The 21,497-nt window shown below is 70.7% G+C and carries 19 protein-coding genes and 2 riboswitches; of the genes, 6 read left to right on the forward strand and 13 right to left on the reverse strand.

The window, feature by feature from the left end; translation table 11 throughout:
• Positions 1-55: 55 nt before the first annotated feature.
• From AB0H84_RS47620 to AB0H84_RS47650, 7 genes are all read right to left on the reverse strand, one after another.
• On the reverse strand, positions 56-1,432 hold the full coding sequence (locus AB0H84_RS47620) for an L-serine ammonia-lyase (RefSeq protein ID WP_357620011.1): 1,377 nt from the start codon (positions 1,430-1,432) through the stop codon (positions 56-58).
• A 57-nt stretch (positions 1,433-1,489) separates the two neighbouring features.
• A complete protein-coding gene (gene gcvH, locus AB0H84_RS47625) occupies positions 1,490-1,879 on the reverse strand; it encodes a glycine cleavage system protein GcvH (protein ID WP_357620013.1) in 390 nt (129 codons plus the stop codon).
• On the reverse strand, positions 1,876-2,961 hold the full coding sequence (gene gcvT, locus AB0H84_RS47630; protein ID WP_357620015.1) for a glycine cleavage system aminomethyltransferase GcvT: 1,086 nt from the start codon (positions 2,959-2,961) through the stop codon (positions 1,876-1,878). Before gcvT ends, gcvH begins: the two co-directional genes overlap by 4 nt.
• A gap of 34 nt (positions 2,962-2,995) precedes the next feature.
• A riboswitch (glycine riboswitch) is annotated at positions 2,996-3,095 on the reverse strand.
• 14 nt (positions 3,096-3,109) lie between these two features.
• Positions 3,110-3,207: riboswitch (glycine riboswitch) on the reverse strand.
• Positions 3,208-3,299: 92 nt separating this feature from the next.
• Positions 3,300-3,992 carry a gamma-glutamyl-gamma-aminobutyrate hydrolase family protein gene (locus tag AB0H84_RS47635; protein ID WP_357620017.1) on the reverse strand — a complete coding sequence of 231 codons (693 nt, stop codon included), beginning with the start codon at positions 3,990-3,992 and terminating at the stop codon, positions 3,300-3,302.
• Between the two features lie 25 nt (positions 3,993-4,017).
• Entirely contained in the window at positions 4,018-4,797 is a 780-nt protein-coding gene (locus tag AB0H84_RS47640; protein ID WP_357620019.1) for a 3-oxoacyl-ACP reductase, read from the reverse strand.
• Entirely contained in the window at positions 4,788-6,131 is a 1,344-nt protein-coding gene (locus tag AB0H84_RS47645) for an aldehyde dehydrogenase family protein (RefSeq protein WP_357620021.1), read from the reverse strand. Before AB0H84_RS47645 ends, AB0H84_RS47640 begins: the two co-directional genes overlap by 10 nt.
• 9 nt (positions 6,132-6,140) lie before the next feature.
• On the reverse strand, positions 6,141-7,511 hold the full coding sequence (locus tag AB0H84_RS47650; protein WP_357620023.1) for a glutamine synthetase family protein: 1,371 nt from the start codon (positions 7,509-7,511) through the stop codon (positions 6,141-6,143).
• A gap of 124 nt (positions 7,512-7,635) precedes the next feature.
• Between AB0H84_RS47650 and AB0H84_RS47655 the strand changes: the two genes are divergently transcribed.
• Positions 7,636-8,340, forward strand: coding sequence for an FCD domain-containing protein (locus AB0H84_RS47655; RefSeq protein WP_357620025.1), 705 nt, complete (start codon positions 7,636-7,638; stop codon positions 8,338-8,340).
• Positions 8,341-8,384: 44 nt separating this feature from the next.
• Complete coding sequence (locus AB0H84_RS47660) at positions 8,385-9,596, forward strand: hypothetical protein (RefSeq protein ID WP_357620027.1); 1,212 nt, start codon at positions 8,385-8,387, stop codon at positions 9,594-9,596.
• An 11-nt stretch (positions 9,597-9,607) separates the two neighbouring features.
• On the opposite strand, the gene AB0H84_RS47665 is transcribed toward AB0H84_RS47660, so the two are convergent.
• The 3 genes from AB0H84_RS47665 to AB0H84_RS47675 all read right to left on the reverse strand — a co-directional run bounded on the left by AB0H84_RS47665 (position 9,608) and on the right by AB0H84_RS47675 (position 13,881).
• Complete coding sequence (locus tag AB0H84_RS47665) at positions 9,608-11,140, reverse strand: High-affinity nickel-transporter (RefSeq protein ID WP_357620029.1); 1,533 nt, start codon at positions 11,138-11,140, stop codon at positions 9,608-9,610.
• On the reverse strand, positions 11,137-12,345 hold the full coding sequence (locus tag AB0H84_RS47670; RefSeq protein WP_357620031.1) for a hypothetical protein: 1,209 nt from the start codon (positions 12,343-12,345) through the stop codon (positions 11,137-11,139). Before AB0H84_RS47670 ends, AB0H84_RS47665 begins: the two co-directional genes overlap by 4 nt.
• A 159-nt stretch (positions 12,346-12,504) precedes the next feature.
• Complete coding sequence (locus AB0H84_RS47675; protein WP_357620033.1) at positions 12,505-13,881, reverse strand: DUF4331 domain-containing protein; 1,377 nt, start codon at positions 13,879-13,881, stop codon at positions 12,505-12,507.
• 227 nt (positions 13,882-14,108) lie between these two features.
• Here AB0H84_RS47675 and AB0H84_RS47680 point away from each other — a divergent pair, with 227 nt between their 5' ends.
• The 3 genes from AB0H84_RS47680 to AB0H84_RS47690 all read left to right on the forward strand — a co-directional run bounded on the left by AB0H84_RS47680 (position 14,109) and on the right by AB0H84_RS47690 (position 18,506).
• The gene (locus AB0H84_RS47680) at positions 14,109-15,815 is read left to right on the forward strand and encodes an ABC transporter ATP-binding protein (protein WP_357620035.1); all 1,707 of its coding nucleotides are present in this window, start codon (positions 14,109-14,111) and stop codon (positions 15,813-15,815) included.
• Between the two features lie 116 nt (positions 15,816-15,931).
• Entirely contained in the window at positions 15,932-17,581 is a 1,650-nt protein-coding gene (gene hutU / locus AB0H84_RS47685) for a urocanate hydratase (RefSeq protein WP_357620037.1), read from the forward strand.
• Between the two features lie 148 nt (positions 17,582-17,729).
• Positions 17,730-18,506, forward strand: a complete 777-nt coding sequence (locus tag AB0H84_RS47690; RefSeq protein WP_357620039.1) for a MurR/RpiR family transcriptional regulator — start codon at positions 17,730-17,732, stop codon at positions 18,504-18,506.
• Here AB0H84_RS47690 and AB0H84_RS47695 read toward each other — a convergent pair.
• The 3 genes from AB0H84_RS47695 to AB0H84_RS47705 are packed head-to-tail and all read right to left on the reverse strand — an operon-like array spanning position 18,486 to position 20,731.
• Positions 18,486-19,235 (reverse strand): ABC transporter permease, encoded by a 750-nt coding sequence (locus AB0H84_RS47695; protein WP_357620041.1) that lies wholly within the window; start codon positions 19,233-19,235, stop codon positions 18,486-18,488. The genes AB0H84_RS47690 and AB0H84_RS47695 overlap by 21 nt on opposite strands.
• Positions 19,232-20,185 carry an ATP-binding cassette domain-containing protein gene (locus AB0H84_RS47700; RefSeq protein ID WP_357620043.1) on the reverse strand — a complete coding sequence of 318 codons (954 nt, stop codon included), beginning with the start codon at positions 20,183-20,185 and terminating at the stop codon, positions 19,232-19,234. The genes AB0H84_RS47695 and AB0H84_RS47700 overlap by 4 nt, the downstream gene beginning before the upstream one ends.
• A 15-nt stretch (positions 20,186-20,200) precedes the next feature.
• Positions 20,201-20,731 (reverse strand): PadR family transcriptional regulator, encoded by a 531-nt coding sequence (locus AB0H84_RS47705; protein ID WP_357620045.1) that lies wholly within the window; start codon positions 20,729-20,731, stop codon positions 20,201-20,203.
• 56 nt (positions 20,732-20,787) lie between these two features.
• Between AB0H84_RS47705 and AB0H84_RS47710 the strand changes: the two genes are divergently transcribed.
• Entirely contained in the window at positions 20,788-21,474 is a 687-nt protein-coding gene (locus AB0H84_RS47710; protein WP_357620047.1) for an SDR family oxidoreductase, read from the forward strand.
• Positions 21,475-21,497 lie beyond the last annotated feature (23 nt).

Raw genomic sequence — 21,497 nt, forward strand, 5'->3', positions numbered from 1 at the left:
CCATGACATCCTCAGAGATCCCGGTAAGATCCACGGTCCCCGCAGCCGCTGACCGTCAGCACTCGATCACGTTGACGGCGAGGCCGCCGCGCGATGTCTCCTTGTACTTGTCCAGCATGTCCCGGCCCGTGTCCCGCATCGTCTTGATGGCCTTGTCCAGGGCCACGAAGTGGCGGCCGTCGCCGCGCAGTGCGATCCGGGCGGCCGTGATGGCCTTGTTGGAGGCCACCGCGTTCCGCTCGATGCACGGGATCTGGACCAGGCCGCCGATCGGGTCGCAGGTCAGGCCCAGGTTGTGCTCGATGCCGATCTCGGCGGCGTTCTCCACCTGCTCGGGTGTGCCCCCGAGGACCTCCGTGAGGGCGGCAGAGGCCATCGAGCAGGCCGAGCCGACCTCGCCCTGGCAGCCCACCTCGGCGCCCGAGATCGAGGCGTTCTCCTTGAAGAGCACGCCGATCGCGCCCGCCGTCAGCAGGAAGCGCACGACGCCCTCCTCGTCCGCGCGCGGCACGAAGCGGGTGTAGTACGTCAGGACGGCCGGGATGATGCCGGCGGCGCCGTTGGTGGGGGCGGTGACGATGCGGCCGCCGGCGGCGTTCTCCTCGTTGACCGCCAGTGCGAAGAGCGTCACCCAGTCCATGGCCTGCAGTGGGTCCTTCTCGGCCGGCTCGGACTGCAGGCGGCGGTGGAGCTGGTTGGCGCGGCGCTTGACCTTGAGGCCGCCGGGCAGGACGCCCTCCTTGGAGATGCCGCGCTGCACGCACTCCGACATGACCTGCCAGAGCCGCAGCAGGCCCGCGCGGATCTCCTCCTCGGTGCGGCCGAACGCCTTCTCGTTCTCGAGCATGAGGGCCGAGATGGACAGGCCCGTGTTGGAGCAGTGCTTGAGCAGCTCCTCGCCGGTGGTGAAGGGGTAGGGCAGGACGGTGTCGTCCGGCTTGATGCGGTCGGCGCCGGTGGCCTTCTCGTCCACGACGAAGCCGCCGCCGACCGAGAAGTAGACCTTCTCCCTCAGCTTCTCGCCGTCGGCCTGGTATGCGGTGAAGCGCATGCCGTTCGGGTGTTCGGGGAGCGAGATCTTGCGTTCGAAGACGAGGTGCTCACCCACGACGAAGGGGATCTCGTGCGTCCCGTACAGCTTGACCGTGCCCGACTCGCGCATCGCGGCCAGCCGGCCGTCGATGGAGTCGACGTCCACCAGCTCGGGCTTCTCGCCGGAGAGGCCGAGCAGGACCGCCTTGTCGCTGCCGTGGCCCTTGCCGGTAAGGCCGAGCGAGCCGTACAGGATGGCCTCGACCCGCGCGACCTGCGGGAGCAGGCCGTCCTCGTGCAGCCCGCGGGCGAACTTGTGCGCGGCCGCCATCGGGCCTCCCGTGTGGGAGCTCGACGGGCCGATGCCGATCTTGAAGAGGTCGAAGACGCTGATCGCCATTGATGAGCGCTGCCTTTCATGCGGTGCCGGGGCCCGGAGCGGGCCCCGGCGAACAGGTCAGGACTCGCCTGAGGTGAGTGCTGTGTACTCCTCGGCGGTGAGCACGTCCTCGGGCTCGCCCTCGACGCGCACCCGGAACATCCAGCCATCGCCGTACGGGTCGCTGTTGACCAGGCTGGGGTCGTCCACGACGACCTGGTTCACCTCGACGATCTCACCGCCGACGGGGGTGTAGATCTCGTTCACCGACTTGGTGGACTCCACCTCGCCGACCGAGTCGCCCGCCTCGACGGTGGAGCCGACGTCGGGGAGCTGCACGAAGACGACGTCACCAAGCGAGTCGGCGGCGAAGGCCGTGATGCCGACGGTCACGGTGATGCCGTCGTCGAGGCCCGCCACCCACTCGTGCTCCTTGGTGTAGCTCAGGTCGTCAGGGATCTTGCTCACTTGTTCCTCCTGTAGAAGGGCAGCTCAACCAGGTCCATAGGTTCTTGGCTGCCCCGGATGTCCACGGCCAGGCCTGATTCGGCGCTCGCGTCCACGTAGGCCATCGCGATGGGCCTGCCCAGGGTCTGGGAGGGCGCACCGCTGGTGACCTCGCCGACGACGGCGCCGTCCTTGGTGACCGGGTAGCCGTGGCGCGGCACCCGGCGTCCCCGTGCGACCAGGCCGACGAGACGGCGCCGCGGCGTGTCGTCCTTGACCGCCTCGAGCGCCGACCTGCCGACGAAGTCGCCCGGCTTGTCGAATTTCACCACCTTGCCCAGCCCCGCGTCGAACGGGGTCAGTCCGACGCCGAGTTCGTTGCCGTACAGCGGCATGCCCGCCTCGAGCCTGAGCGTGTCGCGGGCGGACAGGCCGGCCGGCTTGAGCCCGTGGGGCTCGCCCGCCGCCATGAGCGCGTGCCAGAGCGGCACCGCGTCCTGGTTGGCGACGAACAGCTCGAACCCGTCCTCGCCGGTGTAGCCGGTGCGGGCGATGAGCGCCTGCCGCCCGTCGACCAGGCCGGGCAGGCCCGCGTAGTACTTGAGGCCGTCGAGGTCGGCGTCGGTGAGCGTGGCGAGGATCTCCTGGGCTCGGGGCCCCTGTACGGCGATCAGCGCGTACTGGTCCGAGCGGTCCTCGACCACCACGTCGTACGCCTTCGACCGCTCTTTCAGCTCATTTCCGACTTTTTCGTAGTTCGAGGCGTTTGCCACGACCATGAACTCCTCGTCGCCCAGCCGGTAGACGATGAGGTCGTCGAGCACCCCGCCGCGCTCGTTCACGATCATGGTGTACCTGGCCCGCCCGGGCGCCAGCGCCGACAGGTGACCGACCAGCGCGTAGTCGAGGGCCTCGCCTGCCTGCGGCCCGGTCAGGAAGATCTCGCCCATGTGCGAGAGGTCGAACAGCCCGGCCGCCTGCCGGACGGCGTTGTGCTCCGCGGACTCGCTCCCGTACCGGAGCGGCATGAGCCACCCGGCGAAGTCGGTGAGGGTGGCGCCGAGGCTCTCGTGAACGTCTCTTAGCGGTGTGGGTCGGGACATTTGTCGCACCTCTGGACAGGGTCGGATGCCAGCATCCTCCCCCTCTGTCATGGATGCCTGAGAGCTTCGCCCGAGTTTTGCCGGACTTTCACCTTCGGCGAGGCCGCGCAGGCCTGCTTTCCAGAGGTCACCTACGAGTAAGACTCACTCGTACCGCGCGGTCCTTTGCCTTGAGAGGTTTGCGGGGAGGGCTTGCTCCTTCAGGGACCCTGACCGGCTGTCAGGGTGCTCTCCCGCGCGGTTTTGCCGGTGATGTCCGTCAGCCTAGTGCGGTGATGGGGGTGTTGTCGCGTTCAGGTCACTCGCGAGCCTCTGTCCGGTTGCCAGGGGTCCTGCGGTCAGCAGGCCGCGACGAGGGCCTCGAAGAGCGCGCAGTCCTCGGCGGCCTCCGGGTGCCACTGCACGGCCACGGCGAAGGGCGCCGAGTCCAGCTCGACCGCCTCGATCGTGCCGTCGCCGGCCCTGGCGCTGACCGTGAGAGCGGGCGCGAGGCGGTCGATGGCCTGGTGGTGGTAGTGGGGGACCGTCACGGGCTCGGTGCCCAGCGCCTTGGCCACGCGGGTGCCGGGTACGGCGGTGACGGGCAGCGGGCCGAAGCGGCCGGGTGCGGGGGAGTGGTCCGTGTGCCCGACCACGTCGGGCAGGTGCTGGTGGAGGCTGCCGCCGAGGGCGACGTTGAGCACCTGGAGGCCGCGGCAGATGCCCAGGTACGGCAGGCCGGCGTCGAGGGCCGCGCTGATCACGGCAAACTCCGCCTCATCACGAAATTTACGGATATAGCCGGTGTGCTCCCCGGGCGGCTCGCCGTACCTCGCCGGGTCGATGTCCCCGCCACCGGCCAGGACGAGCCCGTCCAGGCGGCCCACGACCTGCGCGGGCGCGCCGGCCGGCGGCAGGACGACCGGCTGCCCGCCGGCGCGTACGACCTGCTCCACGTACATGTACGGCAGGAGCGCCACGGTCATGTCCGCCCAGACCGTGAAGTTGGCCGGCTCGACGTACGACGTGATGCCGATGACGGGACGCTGCACGCTGACCCCCACAGGACCCCCAGAGCTAGAGCGGCGTGACGTACGCGCCGGAGATGCCGCCGTCCACCAGGAACTCGCTGCCCGTGATGAACGAGGCGTCGTCGCTGGCCAGGAAGGCCACCGCCGCCGCGATCTCCGACGCCTCGGCGAAGCGCCCGATGGGGATGTGCACCAGCCGCCGCTGCGCCCGCTCCGGATCCTTGGCGAACAGCTCCTGCAGCAGCGGCGTGTTCACCGGCCCGGGGCAGAGCGCGTTCACCCTGATGCCCTCCCTGGCGAACTGCACGCCCAGCTCGCGCGTCATCGCGAGCACCCCGCCCTTGGAGGCCGTGTACGAGATCTGCGAGGTCGCCGAGCCCATGACCGCCACGAAGGACGCGGTGTTGATGATCGAGCCCTTGCCCTGCCGCCGCATGTACGGGATGACGTGCTTGCAGCAGAGGTAGACGCTGGTCAGGTTCACCTCCTGGACCCGGCGCCAGGCGTCGATGCCGGTCTCCAGGATGGAGTCGTCGTCGGGCGGCGAGATGCCCGCGTTGTTGAAGGCGATGTCCACGCTGCCGTAGGTGTCGAAGGCCGTACTGAACATCCGGACGACGTCGTCCTCGCTGGTCACGTCGGCCTTGACGAAGAGGCCGCCGACCTCGTTCGCCGCCTTGACGCCCGCCTCCTCGTCGATGTCCACGCAGACGACCTTGGCGCCCTCCTCGGCGAACCTGCGCGCGGTGGCCAGCCCGATGCCGCTGCCCGCGCCGGTGATGACGGCCACCCTGTCCTGCAACCGCTGCACTTGTTCTACTCCCATGAAATGAAGACGTTCTTGGTCTCGGTGAACGCCGCCAGGGCGTCGGGGCCGAGTTCCCTGCCGAGCCCGGACTGCTTGAAGCCGCCGAACGGCGTCCAGTAGCGGACCGACGAGTGCGAGTTGACCGACAGGTTGCCCGCCTCGACCGCCCTGGCCACGCGGAGCGCCCGTCCGACGTCCCGGGTCCAGATGGAGCCGCTCAGGCCGTAGGGGGTGTCGTTCGCGATCCGTACGGCCTCGGCCTCGTCCTCGAAGCGCACCACCGACACGACCGGCCCGAAGATCTCCTCGGTGAACGCCGGGTCCGTCACCTCGGGCGTCAGCACGGTCGGCGGGAACCAGTAGCCCTTGCCGTCGGGGCAGGAGCCCTGCAGGTAGGGGGTGCCGCGGACGAAGCCGCGCACGCGGTCGAGGTGTTCGGCGCTGATCAGCGGGCCCATCTCGGTGCTCTCGTCGAGCGGGTCGCCGACCTTGACGCCGCGTACGGCCGTCGCCAGGCGCTCCATGAACGCGTCGTACACCTCGGCCTGGACGAGGAGCCGGGAGCGGGCGCAGCAGTCCTGGCCGGAGTTGTCGAAAACGGCGTAAGGCGCGGTGCTCGCGGCCTTCTCGAGATCGGCGTCCGCGAAGACGATGTTCGCGGACTTGCCGCCCAGCTCCAGCGTGACCCGCTTGACGTGCCGCGCCGCCTTGGCGGCGATCTCCTTGCCCACCTCGGTCGAGCCGGTGAACACGATCTTCGCCACGCCGGGGTGCTCCACCAGGCGGGCACCCGCCACCTCCCCTGCCCCAGGCAGAACCTGGAGCACCCCCTCGGGGAGGCCCGCGGCGAGGGCCAGCTCGGCCAGCCTCAGCGCGGTCAGCGGGGTCCACTCGGCCGGTTTGACGATCACCGTGTTGCCGGCCGCGAGCGCTGGGGCCATGCCCCAGGACATGATCATCATAGGGAAGTTCCACGGCACGATGACACCGACGACGCCCAGCGGCTCCTGGAAGGTGATGTCCACGCCGCCGGGCACCGGGATCTGCCTGCCGTGATCGCGTTCGGGGGCGCCGGCGTAGAAGTGGAGCACGTCGCGTACGTTGCCGGCCGCCCAGCGGGCGTTGCCGATCGGGTGGCCGGCGTTGGCCAGCTCCAGGCGGGCCAGCTCCTCGCCGTGCTCGTCCACCAGCTCCGCGAACCTGCGCAGCAGCCGCGCCCGGTCGCCCGGCGACACCTTCCGCCAGCCCTCGTACGCCTTCCTGGCACGCTCCACGGCCCGGTCGACCTCGGCGGCGTCGGCCAGCTCGACGTCGGCCACGACGTCCTCCGTGGCCGGATTAACGATCTTCATGCGCCCCATTCACATCCGCTCGAAACCACGGAAAAGCTCCCAATCGGTCACCGCCGCGTCGAAGGCCGCCAGTTCCACCCGCGCGTTGTTCGCGTAGTGCTCGACCACGTCCTCGCCGAACGTCTCGCGCGCCAGCTTCGACCCCTCGAACAGCGCCAGCGCGTCGCGCAGCGTGTGGGGGACGGTCTCGGCGCCGGAGTCGTAGGCGTTGCCCTCGTACGCGCTCTCCAGCGGCAGCTCGTTGTCGATGCCGTGCAGCCCGGCCGCGATCAGCGCGGACACCGCGAGGTACGGGTTGACGTCGCCGCCCGGGACCCGGTTCTCGACGCGCAGCGACAGGCCGTGGCCGACCAGCCGCAGCGAGCAGGTGCGGTTGTCCACGCCCCACTTGACGGCCGTGGGCGCGAAGCTGCCGGGGACGTAGCGCTTGTAGGAGTTGATGTTGGGCGCGTACATGAGGGTGAGCTCGCGCAGGCAGGCGAGTTGCCCGGCGACGAAGCGGGCGCCGAGCGGGGAGAGCCCGTACGGCCCCTCGCCCGCCATCACCGGATCGCCCTCGCTGCTCCGCAGTGAGATGTGGATGTGGCAGGAATTGCCCTCGCGCTGGTTGGGCTTGGCCATGAAGGTGATCGACTTGCCCTCCTGGGCGGCGATCTCCTTGGCGCCGGTCTTGTAGATGACGTGGTGGTCGCAGGTCCTGAGCGCCTCGTCGTAGCGGAAGGCGATCTCGTGCTGGCCCAGGTTGCATTCGCCCTTGGCGGACTCGACGTACAGGCCGGCGCCTTCCATGCTCCGCCTGATCCGCCTGAGCAGCGGCTCGACGCGGGCCGTGCCGAGGAGCGAGTAGTCGACGTTGTAGAGGTTGGCGGGGGACAGGTCGCGGTAGCCGCGCCTCCACGCGTCCTCGTAGGTGTCCTCGTACACGCAGAACTCCAGCTCGGTGCCCACGTACGCGGCCAGGCCGCGCTCGGCGAGGCGGGCGAGCTGCCTACGCAGGATCTGCCGGGGCGAGGCGGTCACGTCGCCGCCGCCCTCCCAGCCCAGGTCCGCCATCAGCATCGCGGTCCCCTCGTGCCACGGCACCCGGCGCAACGTCGCCAGGTCCGGCTTCATGACGAAGTCGCCGTAGCCCCGCTCCCAGGACGACATCGCGTACCCGGAGACGGTGTTCATGTCCACGTCGACGGCCAGCAGGTAGTTGCAGCCCTCGGAGCCGTGGTGCAGCACCTCGTCGAGGAAATAGCGGGCGGACAGCCTCTTGCCCTGCAACCTGCCCTGCATGTCGGCGATCGCGAGGAGGACGGTGTCGATGCGCCCGGCCGCCACCTCGTCGCGCAGCTCGCTGACGGAAAGGAACCCGGTGCTCGACCCTTCGCTCACGCTATCCCGCTCCGATCTGGGCTGCGGCGCTCTCCCGCTGATTGGGCTAGTGTCAGACCATTGAGAAGTATGACCGGATCTCTTGTCAAGACCTGAGGACACGTTGGACGAGTCGGCGCGTTTGATGACGGTGTTACGGCCGGTGCGGGCCGGCAACGCCTTCGAGGAGACCGTGGAACGGCTGCTTCAGGCGATCAAGCTGGGCGTGGTCGCGCCCGGCGACAAGCTGCCGCCCGAGCGCGAGCTGGCCGTCCAGCTCGGCATCAGCAGGGTCACCCTGCGCGAGGCCATCCGCGCGCTGTCGGAGGCCGGCTATCTCGACGTGCGCCGTGGCCGCTACGGCGGGGCGTTCGTCACGTACGTGCCGCCCAAGCCCGATCCCGGCGACCTGCGGCAGGTCGTGGCCGAGATGGGCAGGGACGACCTGTCGGACGCGCTCACGTTCCGCCTGGCGGTGGAGTGCGGGGCGGCGCAGGTGCTGGCCGCGGCCGGCCTCACGGAGGAGAAGCGGGACGTGCTCCTCCGCCGCCTGGCCGAGCTGAACGAGGCCCCGATCGAGGACTACCGCCGCCTCGACACGGCCTTCCACCTGTCCATCGCCGAGCTGACCGGCTCGACCCTGCTCGCCACGGCGTGCGCCGACGCCCGCTCGCGGGTCAGCGACCTGCTGAACGCGATCCCGATGCTCCAGGTCAACCTCGAGCACGCCGCCGTGCAGCACCAGGCCATCGTGGACGCCGTCCTCGCCGGAGACCCTGACGCGGCCCGCCGGGCAGTGAGCGAGCACCTCGAAGGCACCGCAGCTCTTTTGCGGGCATTCCTCGCCTGAGGCGTGGAAGGTGCGGACGGCTCGTACCATCTCTTTCTAGAGTCATGGAGCGCTGGTTCGAGCAGAGCATTGTCGCCACAGGACGGCTGCCGCTGTTCTGTTACTTCGTCACGCTCATCGTGGCGTTCATCGCCACCCGCATCAACGTCCGCCTGATCAGGGCGAAGGTCGGCTGGTTCCGCAACGTGAACGTGGGGGAGATGCACATCCACCACGTCGTGTTCGGCGTCGTGCTGATGCTGGTCGGCGGCGTCTCCGGGCTCATCGTCTCCTCAGCCTCGGCACCCGGCTACGCGGCCGCCGCCTGCATCTTCGGCATCGGATCCGCGCTCGTGCTGGACGAGTTCGCGCTGATCCTGCACCTGCACGACGTGTACTGGGAGGAGGAGGGGCGCACCTCGGTGGACGCGGTCTTCATCGCGGTCGCCGTCACCGGCCTGCTCCTCATCGGCCTGCGCCCCCTGACCTGGGACTACGGCACGCCGGTCAACCCTGCCGTGCTGATCGTGGCCAATCTCGCGCTGGCCGTCATCACGCTGCTCAAGGGCAAGATCTGGACGGGGATGGCGGGCCTGTTCGTTCCCCCGATGCTGCTGGTGGGAGCGGTACGGCTGGCGCGGCCCGGCTCCCCGTGGGCCCACTGGTTCTTCGCCAAGCAGTCACCGCGCAAGATGGCCAAGGCCATACGGCGGGAGGAGCGGTGGCGGCGGCCGGTGATCAAGGCCAAGATCGCCTTCCAGGAGTTCCTCTCCGGGCACCATGATCTGCCTTCCACGCGGCGGGTCCGCCGGCTCGCCCAGGCCATGGCGCTGCCTTCGATCCGTGAAGGGCTCGGCGTCGGCGAGCGGCGGGGCAGGGAGCTCGGCCTCGCCGCCGCCATGGAGCTGCCGCTGGCCGACGTGGCCGAGATGCTGGGGCCGGACGCCGCGGTCGGGCTGAAGGTGTGTGCCCTGCACGAGCGGAGCCACGCGCGCGACATCATCGACATCGCCTCGGTGAGCCACCTGTACGCCCTTCGCGAGCTGGAAAGCCTCGCCAAGGCCCACCACGACGAGTTCTCGGTGAACGAGCTGGCCTCGCGGCTGGAGGCCGTCGACTTCATCGACGACGAGGAGTTCGAGCGCTACGGCGTCGGCGAGGTGCGGACCAAGGAGATCCGGCGCTTCGCCCTGGCCTGGCTGGAGGACATCAAGTCGCGGCGCGTGGACGACGGCGACGCGGAGCACGACGATCCGGATCTGCCCGGCATCGACTGATCGGCCGGACGTCAGAGGGTGGCGAACGAGCGGAGGGCCAGGCCCACGCCGAGCAGCACCACCATGGCGGCCGTGCCCACGGGGGCCAGGCCGGAGAGCCTGGCGGCCAGGCGGCGGCCCGCCGAGGCGCGTCGTTCCAGGCGGTCCACGAGCTTGACCAGGAGCAGGCCGGTGACGGTGAGGGTGGCCGCCATGCCGAGGCCGTAGGCGGTCACCAGCGCCACGCCGAACCAGGTGCGGCCGAGCGCGATGGCCCCGAGGAGGACGACGAGGGCCGAGGGGCTGGGGACGAGCCCGCCCGCGATGCCGAGGCCCACCAGGCTTGCCCGTTCTGTCCCCTGATCGTCCCCGTGGTCGCCCTCATCGCCGTGGCCGTGCCCGTGGCCATGTTCGTGCCCGTGCCCGTGGCCGTGCCCGTAGCGGTGGCCGTGCCCGTAGCGGTGGCCGTGCCCGTGGCCGTGGAGGCCGGTGCCGGGGCGGCGGCGGGCGTTCAGGAGGAGGCGGAGGCCGATGGCGGCGATCAGGGCGCCACTGGCCACCCCCAGCCAGGCCAGCACCGACTCACCCGCCAGCGCCGTGAACACGCTCAGCAGCAGCCCCACCACCAGCACCCCGACCGTGTGCGTGGCCGTCACCGTCGCGCCCACCACGAGCGCGCCACGGGGCCGCCCGCGCCGCCCCGCCAGGTACGCGGCCATGATGGTCTTGCCGTGCCCGGGGACCAGCGCGTGCCCGGCCCCGAGCACCACGGCCAGCCCGACCGCCAGCAGCCCGAGCGGGACCGTCAGCGAGTCGGAGCCGATCAACCCCGCGAACATCCGGTCCAGCGCGCCCAAGGCGTCACCTATCGGGCCGCCGATCCCGCCTGGCACCGTGCCGCCGCCGGAAGCGCCGGAGGCGGGCAGGCCCGGACCGGGGGCGACGGTCAGCGTCGCGGTGCGCTGGTCGAGCGGGTTCGCCAGCAGGTCGTCGGGGTACGCGTGCAGCGCCCTGCTCACGCTCACCGAGGGCACCGAGGAGCGGACCAGCCGCACCCCGTCGCCCACGGCGGTGATCTCGCGCCAGCCGATCCTGTCCTGCTCGAACCCGTCCGCGAACTCCACGGCCCCGGCGGCGCGGACCTCGGCCACGAGCCGGCAGGTCAGGCGGCTGGTCTGCAAGCCCGCTTGGCCGGGGGCGTAGGCGAAGGAGGAGCCGGCCACCCGCCACGGCACCGCACGGCCCGCCACCTCGAGCCGCTGGGCGGCGGCCAGCGCGGCGCAGCGGCGGGCCGCGTACGAGCCGTCCACAGAGCCGTCCACAGAGCCGTTCACAGAGCCGTTCACCTGGGGCCGGGCCTGCAGCGTGGGCAGCTCGGCCAGGTCCACGACGGCGAGGTTGCTCACCTCGGAGGGGGAGACGCGCAGGCCGTTGTAGTGGTTGACGGTGAAGTTGCCCAGCGGGTGGAGCAGCACGGGAGCGGCCTGGGCGGCTCCGGTGCCGAGCAGGAGGCTCGCGCAGAAGGAGAGCAGCGCGGACAGCAGGCCGAGCCGGACCGGTCTCATGAGAACCTCGCCAATGCGGGAAGCGTCGGGTCGAAGCCGGCGTCCACCTTGACGGGCCGGCCGAGCGCCTGTTCGATCCTGGCGCGGTGGTAGGTCAGCAGCGGGTTCCGCCAGCCGGTGGCGGTGGCCTTCTTCGCGTACGGCAGCGCCTCGGCCGGCCTGCCCGCCTTGAACAGGGCCCAGGCCAGGGCGTCGGCGGCGACGAGGTTCGGGTTGCGGGCGTACTCGGCCCTGGCGTGCTCGACGGCCGCCGCCGGGTCCCCGTGGTCGGCCTCGAACTCGGCCCAGGTCAGGTCGTCGCGCACGCCCGCGGCCCGGAACAGCTTGCGCTGCGCCCTGAGCAGCGTCCAGTCGGGGGCCTGGCCCGCCTTGATGCGGGTCTCGCCCTGCTCGATCAGGTACTGGGGGAGCGGCAGGCGTTCGACGACGGTGTCGTACAGGGCCAACGCCTCGGTCAGGCGGCCGCTCAGCGCGGCGGTCCTGGCCTGGCCCGCGAGTGCCGGCGGGTAGGCGGGGTACGCCCGCAGGGCCCTGGCGTACCAGCCGGCCGCCGTGGCGAGGTCGCCGGAGTGGAGCGCCAGCTCGCCCAGGTAGGAGCGGGCGTAGGCGACGTCGGCGGGCGACCAGGCGTCGTTCTCCGCCATTTCCAGATATTTCCGGGCGCCGGCCAGGTCGCCGCGGAGTTCGGCCGCGTACGAGGCACGGGCGAACGCGGCCACGCCGGGCCGCAGGTCCATCATCCGGTCCACGGCCCGCTGCGCCCCGCGCAGGTCCCCGAGCTGCGTCCGCGCGTCCGCCAGCACGCCGTAGGCCGCCGCGCCGTACGGGTTGGCGCGGACGGCGCGCTCGGCCAGGCGTACCGCGTCGGCGAACTCGTGGCGGCCCGCGGCGAGCGCCGCCTGACCGGTGAAGACCGCGTCGTCGCCGGGCCGCAGCCTGGCGGCCGCGGCGATCGCGCCTTCCGCCTTGGTGTAGTACGACGGGTCGCCGGTGATCCGGGCCTGGTCGACGTACTGGGAGGCGAGCTCGGCCCAGCCGCGGTGGTCGCCCGGCAGGCGCCTGAGCCGCTCCTGCAGCGTCTCGGTGGCCGGCGCGGCCCGCGCCACCGGCTGCTCCGAGGGCGCCGCCGAGAACGAGAAGATCGTGAAGGCCGTGGCCCCGAGGAGGGCCAGTCCGGCGAGTACGGCGAGGGAACGCATGTCCATGGCTCCAGTGCTGAGGGACCTCACGAGGGTGACGGCCGGCCGGCCGTGACGGGGACCACGGACGGCCGGCCGCTCGCCGGCGGCAGACGGTGGGAGACGGGGAGTCTGCCGCCGGGGGCGGGCCGGCCTGCTTGGAGAGGGAGCAGGCCGGTCAGGGAGTCAGCGCTGGCTCACCGCGACATTGCTGGGCAGCGGGATGTACGGGAACGACTGGAGGAACGGCTTGTCGTTCCTGTCCACCTTGTCCGTCAGCCCCGGCACGAGCTTGCCGGTCAGCGCCGCGCCGGCCACGGCCTGCAACGCGATGTCCACGACGTCGTCGGAGAGACGGCGGCCGTTCGGGAAGCCCTGCAGGTCACCGGCGAGCACGCCGAGGCGGTTCGGGTCCTTGGCGGGCGGGATCGCCATGTTCAGCCGCAGCATCTCGGAGGGGCGCAGCCGGCCCGCGTCCTTGTTGAGCACCTGCGAGTTCAGGTCGGCCTTGATCGGGCCGTTCCGCTTGGCGATGCCGGTCAGGAAGATCTCGACCAGGTCGTTCCGCGGGGTCGCGGGGGCCTTGATGCCGTAGACGCCTTCGAGCAGCCTGGCCACCTCCGGGTCGGTGACCCGCTTGACCAGCGGCGCCACGTCGGCGTCCCGCTCCGGTGGGAGGGCGTTGAAGGCGTCCTTGAGCCCGGCGGGCGAGACGACCTCGTTCACCAGCGGGTTGCACAGGCGCGAGACCTGGACGTACCTGCTGCCGTTGAACTTGTCGGTCGTCGAGCAGATGCCGATCACGGGGTTGCGCCTGACGTCGCCCTTGAGCGCCAGTTCCCTGGCGGGCACCTGGATGGCCACGGTGTTGACGTTGTAGCCCTTGGCGGTGTCCTGGCCCACCTCGGACAGGTTGCCGCCGTAGAGCAGGTCGAACACGCGCAGGTCGACGAAGAACGCCTCGTCCGACTGCCCGGCGAACGCCTTGCCGCCGCCGGGCAGGCTCCTGAGGGACTGGGCGCGCAGGGTGCCGTAGTCGGGCATGGAGGCCGGGCCGACGTTGCTCGGCGCGACGACGCCGTCGCCGACCAGCGTCCTGGTGCCGCCGGGAGTGATCTTCTTGAGCGTGTAGCGCTGGCGGAAGAGCAGGTTGTGGTCGTCGAGCGAGGTGACGGGGCCGTTGTTGTAGAGGAACGTGGTGGTGCCGCGCCTGTCCTCGTTGCGGAAGGTCCACTCGTAGGTGATGTCGGGCCGGGCGTCGCCGTCGTTGTCGATCTTTATGTTGTACCGGGACCTCGTGGCGAACGGGTAGAAGTTCGGGCCGCCGTTGGGCTCCTCGAACGGGATCCAGTTCGCCAGCAAGGTCACCGTGTCGGCCTTGTCGGGACTCACGAACGCGTACACGTCCGTGTTGTCGTGCTGCGGGTCGCCCGCGATCATGGGCGCCTCGCGGTGCGAGGAAGCGGTGCCGGAGTCGGTACGGAGCACGGCCGCCGACGACGCGGCGACCGCTGCGGCGAGGCCAAGTCCGACCAGAGCGCGCCGGTTGATCCGGAGCTCCATTTTCGGTCCTTTCAGAGGCTGATCGGGTGGTGCGAGGTTCCGGCCGGGTTCCTCGACGCCCTATTCGTCTGCGGGCGGCCTCCGGATGTCGTCTCCTCCTCAGGAATGAGCGTCAACCAAAGTTGACATACTTAGGTCGTCAATTTAGGTTGACCCTGTCGGCGCGGTGCGGATTGTGCCGCGCCGTTCGTTGGAGAAAGTCGGGATATGTCGTGAGAGGAGATGCGGTGGTCAAGGAGTTGCTCGCCTACATCCGCCCGCACCGGAAGATCCTGTTCCTGGGCGGGCTGCTGGGACTGATCGGCTCGGCCGCGGGCCTCGCCATGCCGTTGCTGGCCAAGTACGTCGTCGAGGCGTTCGGCGAGGCAGGATCGGTGGCCGGGCCGCTGTTAGGGCTGACCGCGGCGGTGCTGATCGGGGCGGCCGTGTCGGCCGGGGGAAACTACCTGATGGAGCGCACGGGCGAGGGCATCGTGCTCGGCGCCAGGCGCAGGCTCGTCGACCGGATGCTGCGGCTCAGGGTCGCGGACGTGGACCGGCTCAAGCCGGGCGACCTGCTGTCACGGGTGACCGGTGACACGACGCTGCTGCGCACCGTGCTGACCAACGGGATCGTCGAGTCCGTCAGCGCCGCGTTCATGCTGGTCGGGGCCATCGTCATGATGGCGACCATGGACGCCGTGCTGCTGCTGGTCACGCTGCTCGTGGTCGTGGTGGTCGGCGGGCTGGTGGCGCTGATCATGCCGAGGATCCGGCGGGCGCAGATCCAGGCCCAGGAGGCCGTGGGCGAGATGGGCGCCGTGCTGGACCGGGCGCTGCAGGCGTACCGGACCGTGAAGGCCAGCGGCGCGGAGGGGCGGGAGATCGCGGTGGTAGGCGACGCCGCGACGCGAGCCCGCGACAGGGGACTGCAGGTCGCCGGATGGACGTCGCTCGCGGGAGTGGCGACGTGGATGTCGGTGCAGATCGCGTTCCTCGCCGTGCTGGCCATCGGCGGGGCCAGGGTCTCCTCGGGCGCGCTCGAGGTGTCGTCGCTGATCGCGTTCCTGCTTTACCTCTTCTACCTCGTGCCGCCGATCGGGCAGCTCGTCCAGGGCGGGGTCCAGCTCCAGCAGGGGCTGGCGGCGATGAAGCGGATCAAGGAGATCGAGGACCTGCCCGCCGAGCCGGCCGGCGCGGCCGTCGCGGGCACCGCGGAGCCGGTCGGGGTGACGTTCGAGAATGTCGTCTTCAGGTACGGCGAGGACCGGCCGATCGTGCACGACGGGGTCAGTTTCGAGGTGCCGCCAGGCGGGCTGACCGCGCTGGTGGGGCCGTCCGGGGCGGGCAAGTCGACGGTGTTCGCGCTGCTCGAACGCTTCTACGACCACCAGAGCGGGACGATCGAGATCGGCGGGCGGGACATCCGCGACTGGCCGCTGGGCGAGCTGCGGGGCGCGCTGGGGTACGTCGAGCAGGACGCTCCCGTGCTGGCCGGAACGCTGCGGGAGAACCTGCTCTTCGCCGCCCAGGACGCCACCGAGGAGGAGCTGCGCCGGGCCATCGCCCGTACCAGGCTCGACGACCTGGTCGCCAGGCTGCCCGAAGGGCTGGAGACGCCGGTCGGGCACCGCGGCGTGCTGCTGTCGGGCGGCGAGCGCCAGCGGGTGGCCATCGCCAGGGCGCTGCTGCGCAAGCCCAGGCTGCTGCTGCTCGACGAGGCCACCTCGCAGCTCGACGCGGTCAACGAGCTGCGGCTGCGCGAGGTCATCGCCGAGGTGGCCCAGGAGACGACCGTGCTGGTGATCGCCCACCGGCTGTCCACCGTGACGAACGCGGACCGGATCGTGGTCATGGAAGGCGGCGGCGTACGGGCGGTCGGGACGCATGACTCGCTGGTCGGCGAGGACGAGCTCTACCGGGAGCTGGCCGCCACACAGTTCCTGGTCAGCTGACCGCTGAACCGTGGCGCGTTGTAGGTGCAGACTCCGCTACCTGCAACGGACCGCTGAACGCGGCCCGTTGTACCCTGCGGTGACAAAGATGAATGTTTTCATTCAGGAGGGTCACGATGAGCCGCAGCGTGCGCGCGCCACGAGGCACGACGATCACCGCCAAGGGGTGGCCGCAGGAGGCGGCGCTCCGCATGCTCCAGAACAACCTGGACCCGGAGGTCGCCGAGCATCCCGAGCAGCTCGTCGTCTACGGCGGCTCGGGCAAGGCGGCGCGTGACTGGGCGTCGTTCGACGCGCTGATCAGGACGCTGACGACGCTCGAGGGCGACGAGACCCTGCTGGTGCAGTCGGGGCGCCCGGTGGGTGTGTTCCGCACCCACGAGTGGGCGCCCCGGGTGCTCATCGCCAACTCCAACCTGGTGCCCGACTGGGCGAACTGGGAGGAGTTCCGGCGGCTGGAGGCGGCCGGGCTCACCATGTACGGGCAGATGACGGCCGGTTCGTGGATCTACATCGGCACGCAGGGCATCCTGCAGGGCACGTACGAGACGTTCGCGGCGGTGGCGGACAAGCGCTTCGGTGGGTCGCTGGCCGGGACGATCACGCTGACGGCCGGGCTCGGCGGTATGGGCGGAGCCCAACCGCTGGCCGTCACCATGAACGGCGGGGTGGCCATCTGCATCGACTGCGACCCGCGCTCGGTCGCCCGGCGGATCGAGCACCGCTACCTCGACGTGGAGGCCGCGTCGCTGGACGAGGCGCTGCGGCTGGCGTACGCGGCGCGCGACGCCCGGGAGCCCCTGTCCATCGGCGTCGTGGCGAACGCGGCCGAGGCCGTGCCCGCCCTGCTGGCGCGCGGCGCCGAGATCGACATCGTCACCGACCAGACCTCGGCCCACGATCCGCTGATGTACCTGCCGGTGGGGGTCGCCTTCGAGGACATGGCCTCGGCGCGGGACAAGGATCCCGCCGGGTTCACGGAGCGGGCGCGGGCCTCGATGGCGCGGCACGTGGAGGCGATGGTGGGGTTCAAGGACGCGGGGGCGGAGGTCTTCGACTACGGCAACTCCATCCGGGGCGAGGCGCGGCTGGCGGGATACGGGCGGGCCTTCGACTTCCCGGGGTTCGTGCCCGCGTACATCAGGCCGCTGTTCTGCGAGGGCAAGGGGCCGTTCCGGTGGGCCGCGCTGAGCGGCGATCCCGCCGACATCGCCGCCACCGACCGGGCCATCCTCGAGCTCTTCCCCGAGAACGAGGCCCTGTCGCGGTGGATCAGGAAGGCCGGGGAGAAGGTGCACTTCCAGGGGCTGCCGGCGCGGATCTGCTGGCTCGGGTACGGCGAGCGCAATGTCGCCGGGGAGCGCTTCAACGACATGGTGGCCTCCGGCGAGCTGCGGGCGCCCATCGTGATCGGGCGCGACCACCTCGACAGCGGGTCGGTGGCCTCGCCGTACCGCGAGACCGAGGCCATGGCCGACGGCTCCGACGCGATCGCCGACTGGCCGCTGCTCAACGCCATGCTGAACACGGCCTCGGGGGCCGCCTGGGTCTCCATCCACCATGGCGGCGGCGTCGGCATCGGGCGCTCCATCCACGCCGGCCAGGTGACGGTGGCCGACGGGACCGCCCTGGCGGGGGAGAAGCTGAACCGGGTGCTGACCAACGACCCTGGGACGGGCGTCATGCGGCACGTGGACGCGGGGTACGAGGAGGCCGCCGAGGTGGCCGCCGCCCGCGGCGTCCGCATCCCGATGCGCGAGTCCTGACCCCGGCCCGCCGTCCCAGCTGGGGGCGGTGGGGTGGTTGTGGCGTCCGACGGGATGAGATGCGGGGTGGACGACGTTGGAGATGGGCGTGGCGGACGGATATCACGGTGGGCTGGGTGTGCTGCTGGATGGCCGGAGGCTGTCGCCCGTGCAACGGAGGATCGCGCACTACCTCAGCGAGCATCTCGACGAGGCGATCTTCCTGTCCAGCGTGGAGCTGGCCGAGCGGGCAGGGGTGAGCCAGCCGTCCGTGACCCGCTTCGCCATGGTGCTGGGGTTCGCCGGATATCCCGAGCTGCGCCAGGCGCTGCGTCCGCTGGTGCTGGGCGGCGGCGGGGTGGAGGCTCCGCAGGAGAGCCTGCTGCGCGGGGCGATCGACTGCGAGATCCGCAATCTCGCGCTCGTCAGGGAGCGCCTGTCGGCGTTCCCGCTGAAAGAGCTGGGCGAGCAGCTGGCCGCCACCGAGCCGCTGCCCGTGCTGGGGTTGCGGGTCTCGTGCGGGCTGGCCACCACCTTCGCCTACTACGCCCGCCGCATCCATCCCGACGTGCGGCTGCTCACGCACGGCGGGTCGGAGCTGGTGGACGGGCTGCACGCCGCGCGCAGGGCGGGCGCGGAGTGGGTGGTGGCCGTGGTGCTGCCGAGGTATCCCACGGAGGCGGTGCAGGCGCTGGAGTACGCGGGGAAGCTGGGCCTGCGCGTGGCGGCCATAACCGATAGATCGGACTTCCCGGCCGAGGTCGTGCTGGACGCGCCCGTCGGCGACCGGCTCGTGTTCGATTCGCACGCGGCGCCGCTGGCCCTGGCCATGGCCCTGGTCGAGGCCATGGCCGACGCGGCGCCGCTGCGCACCCAGGCCCGGCTGGAGGAGTACGAGCGGATGACCGACGAGACCGGTACGTTCCTACCCGGCGATCCTGCGTAGCGACCGCATCGACCAGATCGTGGTGAGCACCGCCAGCACGATGAACACCGCGAACGCGATCGGGATCTCCGAGTCCGACAGCCGCCCGGCGAACAGCGCCCGCCCGGCCTCGACCGCGTGGTAGAGCGGGTTGATCGGCGCGACGGCCTGCATCCAGTCCGGCGCGAACGAGACCGGGATGAACAGCCCGGCCAGCAGCATGATCGGCAGCATGAAGAGGTTGAGCGTCTGCGACATGCCGTTCTCATCGCGTACGGTCAGCGCGAGCCCCTGCGACAGCCCCGAGGCGAACAGCCCGGTCGCCGCCATGAGCAGCAGGACCAGCAGCAGCTCGACGGCCCCGATGCGCACGCCCATCGCGATCGCCACGATCAGCACGAGGATCGCCTGGCACACCAGCACGACCATGTCCTTCGCCACCCGCCCGAGCACGATGGCCGGCCGCCACGCGGGGCTGACGGCGTACCGCTCGAGCGAGCCGTTACGCAACTCGGCGATCAGCCCGAACCCGGAGAAGAGCGAGCCGAAGACCGCGATCATCATCATCGACGCGGGGGTGAACATCCGCAGCGCGTCCGCCGTCGTGCCGCCCGGCGTCAGCGACTTCAGCAGCGGCGCGAACATGAGCAGGTAGAGCACCGGCTGCATGATGCCGAACAGCGGCCAGATCGGGTTGCTGAACGACTTCTTCAGCTCGTAGCCGGTGAACAGGGCGACGTGGCGGATCATGCGGCGGCTCCGGCGTCGCGGAGGGTGCGGCCGGTCTTGGCCAGGAAGACGTCGTCGAGCGTGGACCGGTCGAGCGCGATCGAGCTCAGCCCGAGGCCCTGCTCCTCCAGTGCCCGCAGCAGCGCGGGCAGCGTGTGCTCGCCGTCGTCGACGTAGACGCGCAGGAGGTCCTCGTCGACGCGGGTCTCGCGGGCGTACGGCTTGAGCGTGTCGGCGGCCCGCTCCGGGTCGTCCACCCTGAGCGTGATCACGTCGCCGGAGACCTCGCGCTTGAGGTCGCCGGGGGTGCCCTCGGCCACGATCTGGCCGTGGTCGACGATCACCAGCCGGTCGCAGAGCGCGTCGGCCTCGTCGAGGTAGTGGGTGCTGAGCAGCACGCTCGTGCCGGACTCGCGCAGTTGCCTGATGCGGTCCCAGAGGTTGGCGCGGTTCTGCGGGTCGAGGCCGGTGGTGGGCTCGTCGAGGAAGAGCAGCGGCGGGTTGTGGACCAGCCCGAGCGCGATGGCCACGCGCCGCTTCTGCCCGCCCGACAGGGTACGCCCGGGGCGGTCGGCCAGCTCGGCCAGGTCGAAGCGCTCCAGCACCTCGGCGGCGGCCCGCTTCGGATCGGCCAGGGCGTGGATCCTGGCGGCCATCATGATCTGGGCCCTGGCGCTCGTGGTGTCCTCCACGCCTCCGGCCTGGCTCACGTACCCGAGCTTGGTCCGCACCGCGGCGGGCTCCTTGAGCAGGTTGTGACCCGCGACGGTGGCCGTGCCCGCGTCCGGGGTGATCAGCGTGGCGAGCATCCTGATCGTGGTGGTCTTGCCCGCGCCGTTGGGCCCGAGCACACCGAAGATCTCGCCGTTCTCCACCGCGAGGTCCACGCCGCGGACCGCCTCGACGGTCTGCGTGCCCTTCCTGCTCCTGGTGGTGAAGGTCTTACGTAAGCCGTGTGCCTCAATGATCATTGGGGGTTCAGCTCCTTAGGGCAGTTCGTCCGCCTCCACCTGTTCGATGGCCTTCTCCACCCAGTCGAGCTGGGCTTGGAGCATGGCTCTGCTCAGGCGGAGGTTCTCGTCCACGTGCTTGGGGGCGCCATAGCGCTGCTTGACGCCGAAGATGTGACCGATGGTTTCGACGCGCATCCTGAGCTGCTGCATCCTGCCATACAGAGCGTCCAGGATCTCCTGTTTTTCCAGCCGGTCCATGAATGTCAGCGCCACCTGGAACGGGTCCACGATCGGTTCGACCTCGTGCCAGGCGGTCATCAGCAGCCGGTGGAACTCCTTGCGGCCATGCTCGGTCAGGTCATAGACGACCTTGCCGCCCTTGCCCGCCTCGACGATCTCCAGCAGGCCCTCGTCGGCCATCTTGCTGAGCCCGTGGTAGATCGAGCCGAAGGCGACGTTCGCCCACTGATGGGCGCCCATCACCTCCAGCCGCCGCCGGACCCCGTAACCGTTCATCGGGCCGTCGAGCAGGGCGCCGAGGATGAGGATGCGTGTCGAAGACATGGGTGCAAGTTTGTAGTCAAATTTGAATAGCCGTCAACCTCAATAGGCTGATCTCCATGAGTGAACGACCGACGGCGCTGGTCACAGGCGCTTCGCGGGGGATCGGCGCGGCCGTGGCCAAGGCCCTGGGCCCCACGCATCACGTGATTCTCAACGGCCGCGACGAGGAGTCACTGGCCGCCGTGGCGGCCGAACTGCCCGACGCACGGCCCTGGCCGGTGGAGCTGACGGAGGTCGCGGAGCCGGACGTCGCGGGGATCGACCGGCTCGACGTGCTCGTGCACAGCGCCGGGATCAACCGCATGGGCAGGATCGCCGACCTGACCGCCGACGCGTGGCGCCAGACGCTGGAGGTGAACGTCATCGCGGTGGCCGAGCTGACCAGGCTGCTCCTGCCCGCGCTCAGGCGGGCCGGCGGCCACGTCGTCTGCGTCAACTCGGGCGCGGGGCAGCGGGCCAACCCCGAATGGGCCGCGTACGCGGCCAGCAAGTTCGCGCTGAAGGCGTTCGCCGACGCGCTGCGGCTGGAGGAGCCCGAGCTCAGGGTCACCACCGTCTACCCGGGCCGTACGGCCACCGACATGCAGCGCGAGCTGCGCCGCTACGAGGGCGGCGAGTTCGAGCCCGAGAAGTACCTCCAGCCGGAGACCGTGGCGCGGGCCGTGCTCGCCGCCGTCACCGCGGGCCCCGACGCCCACCTCACCGAGCTGACCCTGCGGCCCAGGGGTGGCCCCGTGAACTGAATGGATCCATTCACTACAGTGGG

This window comes from Nonomuraea sp. NPDC050786 (genome assembly GCF_040654115.1).
Classification (GTDB): domain Bacteria; phylum Actinomycetota; class Actinomycetes; order Streptosporangiales; family Streptosporangiaceae; genus Nonomuraea.

Coding starts and splice junctions, on each gene's coding strand:
- AB0H84_RS47620 (WP_357620011.1), bottom strand. CDS start 1,432: ATGGCGATCAGCGTCTTCGACCTCTTCAAGATCGGCATCGGCCCGTCG.
- gcvT (WP_357620015.1), bottom strand. CDS start 2,961: ATGTCCCGACCCACACCGCTAAGAGACGTTCACGAGAGCCTCGGCGCC.
- AB0H84_RS47640 (WP_357620019.1), bottom strand. CDS start 4,797: ATGGGAGTAGAACAAGTGCAGCGGTTGCAGGACAGGGTGGCCGTCATC.
- AB0H84_RS47645 (WP_357620021.1), bottom strand. CDS start 6,131: ATGAAGATCGTTAATCCGGCCACGGAGGACGTCGTGGCCGACGTCGAG.
- AB0H84_RS47655 (WP_357620025.1), top strand. CDS start 7,636: ATGACGGTGTTACGGCCGGTGCGGGCCGGCAACGCCTTCGAGGAGACC.
- AB0H84_RS47660 (WP_357620027.1), top strand. CDS start 8,385: ATGGAGCGCTGGTTCGAGCAGAGCATTGTCGCCACAGGACGGCTGCCG.
- AB0H84_RS47665 (WP_357620029.1), bottom strand. CDS start 11,140: ATGAGACCGGTCCGGCTCGGCCTGCTGTCCGCGCTGCTCTCCTTCTGC.
- AB0H84_RS47670 (WP_357620031.1), bottom strand. CDS start 12,345: ATGGACATGCGTTCCCTCGCCGTACTCGCCGGACTGGCCCTCCTCGGG.
- AB0H84_RS47675 (WP_357620033.1), bottom strand. CDS start 13,881: ATGGAGCTCCGGATCAACCGGCGCGCTCTGGTCGGACTTGGCCTCGCC.
- hutU (WP_357620037.1), top strand. CDS start 15,932: ATGAGCCGCAGCGTGCGCGCGCCACGAGGCACGACGATCACCGCCAAG.
- AB0H84_RS47695 (WP_357620041.1), bottom strand. CDS start 19,235: ATGATCCGCCACGTCGCCCTGTTCACCGGCTACGAGCTGAAGAAGTCG.
- AB0H84_RS47700 (WP_357620043.1), bottom strand. CDS start 20,185: ATGATCATTGAGGCACACGGCTTACGTAAGACCTTCACCACCAGGAGC.
- AB0H84_RS47705 (WP_357620045.1), bottom strand. CDS start 20,731: ATGTCTTCGACACGCATCCTCATCCTCGGCGCCCTGCTCGACGGCCCG.
- AB0H84_RS47710 (WP_357620047.1), top strand. CDS start 20,788: ATGAGTGAACGACCGACGGCGCTGGTCACAGGCGCTTCGCGGGGGATC.